Source organism: Agrobacterium leguminum, assembly GCF_005144435.2.
Taxonomy (GTDB): Bacteria; Pseudomonadota; Alphaproteobacteria; order Rhizobiales; family Rhizobiaceae; genus Agrobacterium; species Agrobacterium leguminum.
The window spans coordinates 1703892-1716963 of sequence record NZ_CP120212.1 but is presented as its reverse complement, the minus strand read 5'-3'; the positions used below and the strand labels follow the sequence as shown (position 1 = coordinate 1716963).

The 13072-nt window shown below is 60.5% G+C and carries 9 protein-coding genes; all 9 read left to right on the top strand.

Annotation, left to right across the window (positions count from 1 at the left end):
- Nucleotides 1-5 precede the first annotated feature (5 nt).
- The 9 genes from CFBP4996_RS22405 to CFBP4996_RS22365 all read left to right on the top strand — a co-directional run bounded on the left by CFBP4996_RS22405 (nt 6) and on the right by CFBP4996_RS22365 (nt 13037).
- A complete protein-coding gene (locus tag CFBP4996_RS22405; protein WP_080853752.1) occupies nt 6-1382 on the top strand; it encodes an FAD-binding oxidoreductase in 1377 nt (458 codons plus the stop codon).
- 38 nt (nt 1383-1420) lie between these two features.
- On the top strand, nt 1421-3826 hold the full coding sequence (locus CFBP4996_RS22400; protein WP_080853753.1) for a molybdopterin guanine dinucleotide-containing S/N-oxide reductase: 2406 nt from the start codon (nt 1421-1423) through the stop codon (nt 3824-3826).
- A 336-nt stretch (nt 3827-4162) separates the two neighbouring features.
- Entirely contained in the window at nt 4163-5818 is a 1656-nt protein-coding gene (locus CFBP4996_RS22395) for an ABC transporter substrate-binding protein (protein ID WP_080853754.1), read from the top strand.
- Nucleotides 5819-5856: 38 nt separating this feature from the next.
- A complete protein-coding gene (locus CFBP4996_RS22390) occupies nt 5857-6867 on the top strand; it encodes an ABC transporter permease (RefSeq protein WP_080853755.1) in 1011 nt (336 codons plus the stop codon).
- Nucleotides 6864-7709: an ABC transporter permease gene (locus CFBP4996_RS22385; protein ID WP_080853756.1), complete on the top strand. Its 846-nt coding sequence runs from the start codon at nt 6864-6866 to the stop codon at nt 7707-7709. The genes CFBP4996_RS22390 and CFBP4996_RS22385 overlap by 4 nt, the downstream gene beginning before the upstream one ends.
- Nucleotides 7688-9406 (top strand): dipeptide ABC transporter ATP-binding protein, encoded by a 1719-nt coding sequence (locus CFBP4996_RS22380; protein WP_080853757.1) that lies wholly within the window; start codon nt 7688-7690, stop codon nt 9404-9406. Before CFBP4996_RS22385 ends, CFBP4996_RS22380 begins: the two co-directional genes overlap by 22 nt.
- Complete coding sequence (locus CFBP4996_RS22375; protein WP_080853758.1) at nt 9403-10536, top strand: LLM class flavin-dependent oxidoreductase; 1134 nt, start codon at nt 9403-9405, stop codon at nt 10534-10536. The genes CFBP4996_RS22380 and CFBP4996_RS22375 overlap by 4 nt, the downstream gene beginning before the upstream one ends.
- 108 nt (nt 10537-10644) lie before the next feature.
- Nucleotides 10645-11748 (top strand): LLM class flavin-dependent oxidoreductase, encoded by a 1104-nt coding sequence (locus CFBP4996_RS22370; RefSeq protein WP_003521836.1) that lies wholly within the window; start codon nt 10645-10647, stop codon nt 11746-11748.
- Nucleotides 11749-11861: 113 nt separating this feature from the next.
- The gene (locus tag CFBP4996_RS22365) at nt 11862-13037 is read left to right on the top strand and encodes an acyl-CoA dehydrogenase family protein (RefSeq protein ID WP_080853759.1); all 1176 of its coding nucleotides are present in this window, start codon (nt 11862-11864) and stop codon (nt 13035-13037) included.
- The last annotated feature ends 35 nt before the right edge of the window (nt 13038-13072 follow it).

The following is a 13072-nucleotide window of genomic DNA, read 5'->3' as shown; positions in this document are numbered from 1 at the left end:
TTCTTATGCCTGACCTCTCATCTCCTCTCATCCAATCGCTGCGGAACCTCCTCGGGGAACGTCTTTCAACGTTACTGACACTGCGCGAGCAGCATGGGCGCGGCGAAGCGCATCACGCAGCCGTGTTTCCCGATGCGGTCGCTTTCGCTGAAACCACGTCCGAGGTATCCGAGATCGTGCGGCTATGTGCGGCGGAAGGGGTGCCCGTCATCGCTTTCGGCGCCGGCACTTCGCTTGAGGGACATTTGACGGCTGTCAATGGCGGGGTCTCGATCGACCTTTCGCGCATGTCGAAGATAGCCCGTATCAGCATTGACGATCTGGATTGCACGGTTGAGGCCGGTGTTACGCGGGAGCAGTTGAACACATATCTGCGCGACATGGGATTGTTCTTTCCCATCGATCCCGGCGCGAACGCCTCGATTGGCGGCATGGCCGCAACCCGCGCTTCGGGCACAAATGCCGTCCGCTACGGAACCATGCGGGAAAACGTGCTCGGGCTGACCGTGGTGCTGCCGACCGGTCAGATCATCAGGACCGGCGGCCGCGCCAGAAAATCTTCCGCCGGATATGACCTGACGCGGCTGTTCGTGGGCTCGGAAGGAACGCTGGGGATCATCACCGAAGTAACGCTGCGTCTCTACGGAATTCCGGAAACCATCTCGGCCGCACTCTGCTCTTTCGAAAGCGTCGAACAGGCGGTGGCGGCTGCCATTCAGGTCGTGCAGCTTGGCATCCCGGTCGCCCGCATGGAGCTTATGGACCGTGGCCTGATCAGGGCCGTCAACGCCTATTCCGGGTTGGACCTGAAGATCGAGGATACGTTGGCTTTCGAGTTTCATGGCTCGCCCGCCGGCGTTCAGGAGCAGGTCGACATGGTATCTGCCATCGTGGAGGAACATGGCGGCAAGGATTTCGAGTGGGCCAATGCGCCCGAAGAGCGCAACCGTCTCTGGAAAGCGAGGCATAATGCGTTTTATGCCGTCGTATCGCAGAGGCCAAACGCCAAAGGCTGGTCATCGGATGTCTGTGTTCCGGTCTCGCAGCTCAGCAACTGCATATTGAAGACCCGCGAACTTCTAAAGGATTGCAGCGTACCGGCGGCTATCCTCGGCCATGTCGGCGACGGCAATTATCATGTCGTCTTCGCGGTCGATCCCGGCAGTGGGGAAGAGCTCAGCGAAGTGGCGGCCATTAACAAGAAGATGGTGCGATATGCGCTGTCTGTCGGCGGCACCTCGACCGGCGAACACGGCGTCGGCACCGGGAAGATCGCTTATCTGCGCGAGGAACATGGCGACGCGGTCGATCTGATGGCGCTCATCAAACATGCGGTCGATCCTGCCGGCATCATGAATCCGGGGAAAATCCTGCCGAACTAGAATTGCCACTTTGCAGTCGATGATCGTGAGGCCATGCGATGAATTCCTTCAAAACTCACAGTTCCCACTGGGGGGCATTCTCCGGGCGACTTGCAAATGGGCGACTGGAAATCGAGCCCCATCCCGGTGACCCGCATCCGTCACCGCTGCTGGGCAATCTTCCGGCGATTGCCGGCAGCCCCGTTCGCATCAAACGGCCTGCCGTTCGGCGGGGCTGGCTCGAACGCGAGACCGGCCACGCGCAGCGACGCGGCGCTGACGATTACGTCGAAGTCAGCTGGGCCGAAGCGACGAAGCTGGTCGCGGATGAGCTGAGACGGGTCTATGACCGTCATGGTCCAAGCGCGGTATTCGGCGGCTCTTATGGCTGGTCGAGCGCCGGCCGGTTTCATCACGCACAAAGCCAGATTCACCGCTTCTTGAATGTCCTTGGCGGATATGTCCGGTCCGTCAACACCTATAGTTCCGGCGCCGCCATGGTCATAATTCCCCATGTGCTTGGACCGTATGACAGCTTCGACCGCAAGAGCGTGACCTGGGATGCGATCGAACGCAGCAGCGAGCTGGTGCTTGCCTTCGGTGGGATGGCGATCAAGAATGCCGATGTCCACGGCGGAGGGATCAGCACGCACACCATTCGACAGAAACTGGCCGGCGCGAGCGCTCGCGGTGCGCATTTCACATTCGTCAGCCCCCTGGCAGACGATTTTCCCGCTGATGCGGGTGCCGAGTGGCTTCCTATTATTCCCGGTACGGACGTGGCGATGATGCTCGGGCTTGCGCACGTCCTCGTCACGGAAGGACTGCACGACCGGACATTTCTGGAGCGTTATACGGTTGGATATGACCGGTTCGAAAACTATCTTCTTGGCAGGGAGGACGGCCAGCACAAAAGCCCGGAATGGGCGGCCGCGATCTGCAACATCGCCCCGGAGACGATCCGCAAGCTGGCGCGCAGGATGGCCGGTTCGAGAACCCTGATCACGGTCAGTCACTCGCTTCAGCGAGCCGATTATGGCGAACAGCCGGTGTGGATGGGCATCGTCCTTGCCGCCATGCTCGGCCAGATCGGATTGGACGGCGGCGGATTTTCCTATTCCCTCGGCGCGTTGGGCAATATCGGCAAGAACTTGCTCGCCGTTCCCTTGCCAACGCTCCAGCAATTCAAAAACCCCGTGCCGGACTATATTCCCTGTGCACGCATCGCCGATATGCTGCTCAATCCCGGTACCGAGTTCCACTACAACGGGCACGCGCTTCGTTATCCCGATATCCGGCTTGTCTATTGGGCGGGCGGCAATCCATTTCACCATCATCAGGATATCAACCGGCTGCGAGCCGCTTTCCGGCGTCCCGAAACGATCATCGTCCACGAATCCGCCTGGACCTCCACCGCGCGACACGCCGACATCGTGCTGCCCGCCACGACCACGCTTGAGCGTGACGACATCGGTGCCGCCGATCGCGATCCCCTGATGATCGCCATGAAGCGGCTGATCGACCCCGTCGGCGAAGCACGCGACGATTATGAGATATTCGCCGGGATTGCGCGGGAATTTGGCAGGTTCGATGCCTTTACCGAAAACCGCAGCAGCGGAGAATGGCTCGCCTTCCTGTACGAAACGACCCGCCAGGCGCTTGCGGCGGGCGGCCACGACGCACCGGACTTTGAAACCTTCTGGAAGCGGGGAGAGCTTCTCCTTCCAGTCAAGCCAGACGACGGTGGCCCGGCGCGCGCTTTCCTTCAGGACCCCGGAACGAAGCCGCTGGCGACGCCGTCAGGAAAGATCGAAATCTTTTCAGAGACTGTCGAGAGCTTCGAATATGATGACTGCAAAGGTCATCCGCGCTGGTATCCGCCAAGAATGGAGACGCCCGATGATGCCCGCCTCCATCCCCTGCATCTCGTCTGCAATCAGCCATATCAACGTCTGCACAGCCAGCTGGACTACGGCGATTTCAGCCGTTCGACCAAGATCAGGGATCGGGAACCTGTCCGCATCCATCCGGCCGACGCTTCGGCTCGTGGAATATCTGACGGCGACGTCGTCAGGCTTTTTAATGCGCGCGGCAGCTGTCTCGCTGGCGCCGTCGTCAGCGAAGACGTCATGCCGGGCGTGATGCAGCTTGCCACCGGCGCATGGTTCGAGCCACAGGATGCCGCAGTGGACAATTCCATCTGCATCCATGGCAATCCCAATATCCTGACCCGCGACATCGGCACCTCGAAACTGTCGCAGGGTTCGACCGGCCAGATCGCCAAGGTGGAGATCGAGCTTTTCACCGGCGACTTGCCGCCCGTCAGGGTTTTCAAAGCCATGACATTTGCGCCGCGTGACAAAGCGTCTTCGTCGCCAGGCCACCATCAACCACCGGAGCGAGACGGCAATTCAAGGGCGTCTGAAACGCCAATCCAAACAGTCGGCAAAATGGCGATAAAATAATTCACTAAATCGATAGAAAAAGAATAACCAGTCTTTCTCCCTCACGCCCGGCTGCTAGTTTATGGGCAAGATAAACACGCAACGAGGGACCGCGTCATGACTGGAATATGTAGAAGCGGGCGCGCTCCTCAGCCAAGCGAACTCCCACGAGCCGCTCGCTAACCCTCGCGACGCCCAACCCGACTGCCCAATGAATTCAAGCATTCTCCCGCTCGGCTGAAAGGCCGACGCGGCAACGGTTTGACATGCCTGCTGCCAATGACGGCGGCCGCATGTGCGTCCGCAGGAGATGCCGAAATTGCAATGAAAAAACTTTGAATTTTTCAGGATCATATCATGACAAGACGTTCTTTCTCATTCTCCCTGTCGCGTCGCCGGCTGCTTTTCACGGCCTCTCTGGCAGTCTCCGCCTCGCTGTTTTTATCGACAGCGGCACCTCTGAGCGCAGTGGCTGCGGATACGCCGCGCGATGGCGGTGACATCACATTTCTGATCGATTCACTGGGCGACACGTGGATCCCCAACAACAGCGCCATCTCCAGTTTCCAGGGCCACATCTGGGGGCATGTGACGGACAAGCTGCTTTACGTCGATGCGGAAGGTAAAGTCAGCCCATGGATCGCCGAACGCTGGGAGCAGAACGACACCGCAACGGAATTCACCCTTCACTTAAAGAGCGGCGTGACTTTCTCGGATGGCGAACCGCTTGATGCGAAGGCCGTCGTCGCCAATCTCGACATCTGGTATGCCGGCCGCAAGAGCGAGGGGATCAACCCGATCGGCCTCTTCCCCAAGACCTACGATCACGCCGAGGCGGTCGATGCCACGACGGTCAAGGTATTCTTCAAGAAGCCCACGCTCGGATTTATTCCAACCCTTGGCTATCACGGCTCCATCCTGATCTCTCCCAAGAGCATCGCCCAGCCTGCCGGCCAGCAGGCAGACCTCAGCAAGACCGCCGGCAGCGGACCTTACGTGGTGGAGTCCTGGAAAGAGGGCGACCATGTCACTCTGGTCAAGCGCAAGGACTATAATTGGGGTCCGGCCGCAGTCGGCCATACCGGACCCGCCTATCTCGATACCATCACCTACAAGCTGGTTTCGGAGCCATCCCTCCGCGTCGCTTCCGTTCAGTCCGGTCAGGCGGACGTCGCCTACAATGCTTCGCCCCAGGAACTGAAATCGCTGAAGGAAGAAGGCTTCACTGTTGCGACCCCGCGCTATCTCGGCTTCGTCAACGGCTGGGCGGTCAACACCAAGCTACAGCCCTATGATGACGTGAAGGTGCGCCAGGCGCTCCAGGCAGGCATCAACCGTCAGGAAATCATCGACACCGTCTATACGCAGGACTGGAAGCTTGCGACGTCGTTCATCCAGAGCAACGTCCCCGGCGCTACGGATCACAGCGATCTCCTCGCCTATAACCCGGACAAATCGGAGAAGCTTCTGGACGAAGCCGGATGGGTCAAGGGCGCGGACGGCGTTCGGGTGAAAGACGGCAAGCCGCTGGAATTGACGATCCATTCCAATCCTTATCTGGCAACCTCGAAATCCGTCGATGAGCTGATTGCCCAGCAGCTCGGCCGGCTCGGATGGAAGGTCAACATCAGGGCTTATGATGTCGTGACCTACGGCGAGAAGGTCAAATTCGGCGGCGCCGCAGTTCCCGCATATGAAGTCACGCGCAGCTTCATCGACGCCGGCACCGTCGCCAGCATCCTGACCAACGCCAACAATGGCGAGAACTGGTTTGCGCTCGATGAGCGCGATGCGACGCTCAACGATCTGCGCGACAAAATCGCCGGCGCAGGTTCCGTCGAAGACCGAAAGCCGCTTCTGGACAGCCTGCAGAAATATCTGCTGGAACAGGGATACTTCATACCGCGCACGCAAATCGTTCAGCGCATTTACGTGCAATCGCCGAAGCTGAAGGGCGAAGTCTACAACGGTGTCGCTTACGCCAGCTATTACACAGCGTTCATTGCCGAATGAGGCCAGCACCCACCGAGTAACGTCAAGGAGGTGACGGCATGAGCAATGCCTACCTAACCTACGCCGCAAAGCGGCTCGGCCAGGCGATCGTCGTCATCCTTCTGGCCTATGTCTTCACCTTCGTGGTCGTCAGCGTTTTGCCTGGCGACCCGATCACCAGCGTTCTGCGCAACCCGCAGAACGGTTTCACCGAGCAGGAGATCGCCGAGATCATTGCTGCACAGGGGCTGGACAGGCCGATCGTCGTGCAGCTCTGGCACTCCCTGTCGGCATTCCTGACGGGCGACCTCGGCATTTCCATGCGCTCCAATCGACCCGTCGCGACCCTGATTGCCGAGGTGCTGCCATCGACACTGGTTCTGGCCTCCGCCGGGCTGACGGTCGCCTTGATCCTCGCCTTCGCCGTTGCCTATGGCACACAGGTCGTGCCGAAACGATATGGGCAGGGGCTGCTGCGGGCCTTCCCCTCGCTGTTCCTGTCGACACCCAATTTCGTCATCGGCCTGTTTCTGATCCATCTCTTCGGTTTTCAGCTGAGGCTGTTCCGGGTCATCGAGCCCGACAGCTTCTGGGCGACACTGTTTGCGGCGATCACCATCGGCATACCGTTTTCCGCACAGATCGCGGAAGTCCTGATCGCCAATCTCGATCATGAAGCGGAGCAGGATTACGCGGCGGTTGCCCGCAGCCGCGGCATCGGGCCGAAGCGGCTTTTCACGACACATCTGCTCAAACCCGCGTCGCTACCGGTGGTGACGGTTATCGCCCTGACCGTGGGCGAGCTTCTGGGCAACTCGCTGATCACGGAAACCGTGTTCGGCCGCACCGGCATCGGCAGTCTCGTACAGCGCTCCGTCAGCACGCAAGACCTGCCTGTCCTGCAGGCCATCGTCTCGCTGGGAGCCGTGGTCTTCGTCGTCGTCAACCTCATCGCCGATCTTCTCTATCCGCTGCTCGATCCGCGGGTGAAAATTATCGTTGGCCGAAAGCGGCGTCTGGCAACCGCCGACGACACGCCGCTTGGCCTTGAAACGGGGGCCAAGCCATGAGCCTTATCTCCAACCCGGTCTCCGGCAGCAATCCGGTCGAGAAGCTGAAAGCTCTCAACATCACTGCAACCGTCGCCCTTTCCCTCCTCGTCATCGCCATCGTCGTCGCCTGGTCGATTGCGCCGCAACTGTTCACCAGCCAGAGCCCGATCAACGGCGTTCCGGCCGACAAGCTTCTTGCGCCAAGTTTAGCGCATTGGTTCGGCACCGATCATCTGGGGCGCGATCTCTATACACGGGTCGTTTATGGCACAGCATCATCCGTATCGAGCGCCCTGGTCGCTGTCGTCATCGGCGTCTTCATCGGCGGGTTGATCGGTTTGCTCGCCGGATTTTTCGGCGGCTGGGTGGATATCGTCTTTGCGCGTTTTGTCGACGTGCTGCTGTCCATCCCGAAGTTCCTGCTCGCGGTCATCATCGTCACGGCCATCGGCTTCGAAACGATCAATGCGGCGATTGCGACAGGCATATCGGCCATCGCCTTCTTCGCCCGCGTGGCTCGCTCCGAGGTCATCAAGACCCGTCAGGCGACCTTCGTGGAGGCGTCCTTTCTCTCGGGTGGCTCGCGCCGCTACATCGTTTTGAGACACGTCCTTCCAAACGCATCCCGCTCGATGCTGCCGCTGGCCGTGCTGCAATTCGGCGAGTCCATTCTGGTGATCGCCAGCCTCGCCTTCCTCGGCTACGGCGACCCTCCGCCTTCCTCCGACTGGGGCCTGCTGATTTCAATCGGCAAGGACTACCTCAAATGGCCCTGGCTCGTTTATGCGCCCGCGTTCGTTACGATCGTGACCGTCCTCTCTGTCAACAGGATCAGCCGATGGCTTCGCAAATCGCACTGAAAACAGCGCCAATCCGTCCCGAGTTCGTGGCAGCGTCTCCGCAACACGCGACGCCCCTCCTCGCGGTCGAAAATCTTGCCGTTTCCTACGGGCGGCAGGAAGTCGTCCATAATGTCAGTTTCGAAATCGGGCGCGGCGAAAGCCTTGCCCTCATCGGGGAATCCGGTTCTGGAAAGTCGACAATCGCGAAAGCCGTGCTGCGGCTTCTTCCCAACGGTGCGAACGCCACGGGTCAGGTCGTTTTCGACAGGCAGAACATTCTCGCACTGCCGGAACGGCGTTTCAGGCCGTTTCGCGGCCGTGAAATCGGCTTCGTGCCGCAGGATCCGGGCAACTCTCTCAATCCGGTAAGAACAATCGGCTCGCAGGCGCTAGAGGCCGCAGCGCTGACGGAAGAAGCCAACCCTTCGATCCGCAAGACACTTATTCTCGAAACATTCGCCAAGGTGGGCCTCGACAATCCGCAACGGATCTACGATTCCTATCCACATCAACTGTCCGGCGGGATGTTGCAGCGCGTGCTGATCGCGCTCGCAATATTGCCCCGCCCTGCACTGCTGGTGGCGGACGAGCCAACTTCGGCGCTGGACGTAACGATCCAGAAGCGCATCCTTGATCTTCTCTCCCGCCTTCGGGATGAGCTGAATATCAGCCTGCTTCTCATTACCCACGACCTCGCAATAGCGGCGGAGAGGGCAGACAATCTCGTCGTGCTGAAGAACGGCGTCGTGCAGGAAGCAGGCAGGACGTCGGCCGTTTTTTCCTCCCCCTCCTCACCCTATGCCAAAAAGCTCCATGGCGACGTGCCCGCGCTCAACCCGGAGCGTTATGCCAAATTCCGCGATCCGGGGTTCAGCCTTCTCGAGAGCGACAAATCGCCAAAGATCGCCGTCAACGGCGTCACCAAGCGCTTCACCGTCGATGGCAAAACCCTGACGGCGGTGGACGATATTTCGTTTACGGTTCCGGCGGGCACAACCCATGCCCTCGTCGGCGAATCCGGCTCCGGCAAGACCACGACGATCCGCCTGCTGCTGGGGCTCGAAGAGCCTGAAAGCGGCACGATCACGGTTGCCGACGAGACCGTCACGAGCAAAAGCCAGGCTTCGCTCCGGTCCGTCTGGCGGCATCTTCAGCTGGTTTACCAGAACCCGTTTACGTCACTCGACCCGACATGGAAGGTGGGGCAGCTTGTGCGTGAACCACTCGACCGGTTCGAGATCGGGACGCCGAAAGAGCGCTCCGAGCGGGTACGGGAAGCTCTCGCGAATGTCGGCCTGAGCGAGCACCTCCTGGAGCGCAAACCGTCGGCCCTCTCCGGCGGGCAGCGGCAGCGTGTGGCAATCGCCCGTGCGCTGGTCCTCAAACCGGACGTGATCGTGCTGGACGAACCCACATCCGCTCTCGATGTCAGCGTGCAGGCGGATATCGTCGAGGTTCTGCTGTCCCTGCAGGCCAAGCTCGGCCTGACCTATGTTTTCGTTTCGCACGACCTCGCCCTGGTCCGGCAACTTGCGCACAGCGTTTCGGTGATGCAGCGGGGACGCATCGTCGAGCATGGAGCCGTCACCGAGATTTTCGGCAATCCGAGACACGAATATACCGCGTCCCTGCTGAACTCCATCCCGTCGGGCATTGCCGGGACGGTTCGCGTTCCCGCGGTCCGGCACGCTCTGCGCAAGGAGCAACTCGCATGAATATTGCAGCAGCTTCCCGCGACCTTCCCGCGTTGTTTCGACCGAAACAGCGGCTTGGCTTCAATACGCGGGTGTCGTTCAACGACGATGACGGTCCGGCACAGGGGTTGCGGCAGGGCATAGAATTGTTCAGGCAGGCGGAAAGGCTGGGTTATCAGTCAGGTTGGGCCTATCAGCGTCACTTCGACCATTATCTTTCTTCCCCGTTACCTTTCTTTGCGGCAGTCGGCCAGCATACGCGGCACATCACACTTGGCTCCGCCGTCATCCCGATGCGTTATCAGGACCCGATCCTTTTGGCCGAGGCGGCGGGAACGACCGACCTATTGATCGACGGCCGGCTCGAACTTGCCATTTCGACCGGAGCCAACGGCGCCTTCGACGCCGTTTTCGGAACCGTCGACACCGATGCCCGGACAGAGGCAAAGCGGCGCCAGTCGCGCTTCCTCGCCGCCATTGCCGGCGATCTTCTGCACATCGTTACGGAGCGGGACACGGGCGCACCTGCCGGAGCCGAGTTGCGGGTAACGCCACATAGCCCCACCCTTCGCAGCCGCATCCGCCAAGGCTCCGCCAGCCTCGATTCAGCGATACAGGCCGCCGAACTCGGGATCGGCTTGATTTCAGGAACCGTCCTTCACGATCAGGAGGAAGGCGAGACTTTCGGTCAATATCAGGCGCGGATCATCGATGCCTATCGCACCCACTGGCTTCGCATCTGGAAAACGACGCCGCCGCCGGTCGCCGTTGCAGCTTCCGTTCTGGTCGGCACCACCCCGGAGCTGCGCGAGAAATACGCGGCCTACGATCTTGAGCGCCGCACGGCGGGAATTGCCGCCTCACGCCCAAAGGGTGCGCTGGCTCCTGCCGGCCAGCCGGTTGGCGCGATGATTTCTCCGGTCTTTCAAGGCACACCGGATGCTGTCATAGAGGCGGTGTTGAGCGACCCGGGACTGGCAGCCGCAGATGAACTCGTCCTGTTTCTGCCTCCCGCTTTCGGACTGTCCGAAAACATAAGATTGCTCACCGATCTTGCGACAACGGTTGCCCCCTCTCTTGGGTGGAAACCCGCTTCCGATCACCGAGAGCCGGAACAGGCGGCAATCCAGGGTTCTAGACCGCCAGCATAGTCAGGCAATATTTTCTACATTTTCCATAGAAATAGAAAGACCTGTCTTCCTCATATGCCATGCCGGCTTTAGCTTTTACCCGACACCCAGAAACACCAAGGAGCTCCCATGGCTGCGGAATTCATCAGCGTCAGCTTTCCCAACGCGTCCAATGATCTGAACCCCATCCCGGATGCTCCGGTCGATCCGCTCTTCCTGGAACGTTATGCGCGTGCGCTGGACGATTACGGTTTCAACTACACGCTCATCCCCTATTCCTCTTCCTCATTCGATCCTTTCACACTGGGCGCGACGGTGCTTGCGCATACGAAGAACATCAAGATCATCGTCGCGCTCCGGCCCAACACCGTTTATCCGACGGTTGCCGCCAAATCCCTCGCCACGCTCGACCAGTTGAGCGGCGGGCGCGTCGTCGTCCACTTCATCGCGGGCGGCAGCGACGAGGAGCAGGCGCGTGAGGGAGATTTCCTCAACAAGGAAGAGCGTTACGAACGACAGGAAGAATATATCCGCATTCTCCGCCTTGCCTGGAGCTCGACCGAGCCATTCGATTTCGACGGCAAATATTACCAGTTCAAGCAGTTTCGCAGCGCCGTGCGCCCCACCAACGGCCTGATCCCGATTTCGCTCGGCGGCTCATCGGATGCCGCCTATCGTATCGGCGGCTCGCTGTGCGACATTTTCGGACTCTGGGGCGAACCGCTGGCTGAAACCAAGCAGCAGATCGACCGTATCTATGCCGAGGCCGCAAAAGCCGGCCGAACCGATCGCCCGCGCATCTGGGTTACCTTCCGGCCAATCGTGGCTGAAACGGATGAACTGGCCTGGGATAAGGCGCACAGGGTTCTCGACCGTCTGAACGAGAACCGCCAGAAGGGTCTTTCTCGCGCGCCGGTCAACGCAACACCGCCCGCCAATATCGGCTCCCAGCGCCTGCTCGATATCGCCAAACGTGGCGATGTCCATGACCGCGCACTGTGGTATCCGACGGTCACCGCGACCAATGCAAGCGGCGCAACAACCGCTCTGGTCGGATCGCCGCGCACCATCGCCGACTCCATTCTCGACTATATCGATCTCGGCGCCGATCTGATTTCGATCCGTGGATATGACAATTATAACGATGCCGTCGACTACGGGCGATACATCCTGCCCCTCGTCCGCGAGGGCATTCGTGAACGCGAAGAGGCAAAGAAGAAGGCAGCCGCCTGATCACGGCGGTCCGGCCACGCCGTCGGACCCATCCACCTCTTCTTCCAGGACAGGGATCATCCACGCCCGCAACGGATGATCCCGCCCGCCGACCTTCAGAAAGCCGTTACCGCATGTCCTATGATCCCACCGCACTTGACGCCGCCGTGCGCGCCGTTTCCGAAGCCGCACCGGATGCGGATCAGACCGGTCAGTTTCCCTGGGCCGGTATTCGCGCCGTTCATCAGGCTGGACTTCTCGAGAGCACCGTGGCCACGCGTTACGGCGGCCCGGGAGGAACCTTGAGTACCGCAGCCCATATTCTGGCGGCGTTGGGACGCGGCGATCCCTCTGTGGCGCTCATCAGCGCGATGACGATCTTTACTCATCTGGGACAGGCGGCGAAGGGCCATTGGCCCGACGGACTTTACAGGGACCTTCTTTCCAGGGCCAAACACCAGCCGCTGCTGCTGAACGCCGCGCGTGTGGAGCCCGAGCTGGGCTCGCCGGCCCGTGGCGGATTGCCGGCCACGCGTGCGCACCGGACGGCAAATGGCTGGTCGATCACGGGCCGCAAGCGCTTCGTGACGGGCGCACACGGCCTCACGCACTTCCTCGTCTGGGCGCACACCGACGAGGCTCAGGCTCGCGTCGGCACCTTCGTCGTGCCCAATGGCCTGCCCGGCATCAAGATCATAGAGAACTGGAAGAGCCTCGGAATGCGGGCGACCGGTTCGCACGATGTCGAATATGCCGACGTTGAAATCCCGGCAGAAAATGTGCTTGAGCTCGTTGATCCCTCCGTTGCCCAGCAGGATAATCGCGGCCACGCGGCGATGACGCTTGCGCTGACCGCAATCTATCTGGGTGCGGCTGAGGCCGCTCAGGAAGCGTTCATTCGCTTCGCGCATGAACGCGTGCCCGCCAATCTGGGCCATGCCATTGCGCGGACAGAACGTTTTGTCACGCTTTCGGGCGAGATCGACCTTTTGGTCTCCGGCGCCCGGCAGATCATCTTTGGCGCGCTCGCAAACCATATCGGCGATGCGGAACACCTGATAAGGGCCCGGCTTCTCGCCGGCCGGCAAATCCGCGACGCCGTCCAGATAGCCGTTCGCGGCATCGGCAATCCCGGCCTCAACGCCGATCTCGGCCTCGAGCGGCATTTCCGCGATATCCAGTCGGTTCTCGTCCATGCTCCCCAGGAGGACACCTCGGTCGCCATTCTCGGACGCGCCGCCTTTGACCGCTGGAAAACAAGCGGGAATGACCGGTCGGCACCCAACCTGTCGATCCTGAAAACGGCTTGAAACGCGGTGACAAATCGCCTTTCATTCAGATCACG

Excerpts from the sequence above, each read along its gene's own strand:
- CFBP4996_RS22385 (WP_080853756.1), top strand. The coding sequence starts at position 6,864 with ATGAGCCTTATCTCCAACCCGGTCTCCGGCAGCAATCCGGTCGAGAAG.
- CFBP4996_RS22390 (WP_080853755.1), top strand. The coding sequence starts at position 5,857 with ATGAGCAATGCCTACCTAACCTACGCCGCAAAGCGGCTCGGCCAGGCG.
- CFBP4996_RS22375 (WP_080853758.1), top strand. The coding sequence starts at position 9,403 with ATGAATATTGCAGCAGCTTCCCGCGACCTTCCCGCGTTGTTTCGACCG.
- CFBP4996_RS22365 (WP_080853759.1), top strand. The coding sequence starts at position 11,862 with ATGTCCTATGATCCCACCGCACTTGACGCCGCCGTGCGCGCCGTTTCC.
- CFBP4996_RS22370 (WP_003521836.1), top strand. The coding sequence starts at position 10,645 with ATGGCTGCGGAATTCATCAGCGTCAGCTTTCCCAACGCGTCCAATGAT.
- CFBP4996_RS22400 (WP_080853753.1), top strand. The coding sequence starts at position 1,421 with ATGAATTCCTTCAAAACTCACAGTTCCCACTGGGGGGCATTCTCCGGG.
- CFBP4996_RS22405 (WP_080853752.1), top strand. The coding sequence starts at position 6 with ATGCCTGACCTCTCATCTCCTCTCATCCAATCGCTGCGGAACCTCCTC.
- CFBP4996_RS22395 (WP_080853754.1), top strand. The coding sequence starts at position 4,163 with ATGACAAGACGTTCTTTCTCATTCTCCCTGTCGCGTCGCCGGCTGCTT.
- CFBP4996_RS22380 (WP_080853757.1), top strand. The coding sequence starts at position 7,688 with ATGGCTTCGCAAATCGCACTGAAAACAGCGCCAATCCGTCCCGAGTTC.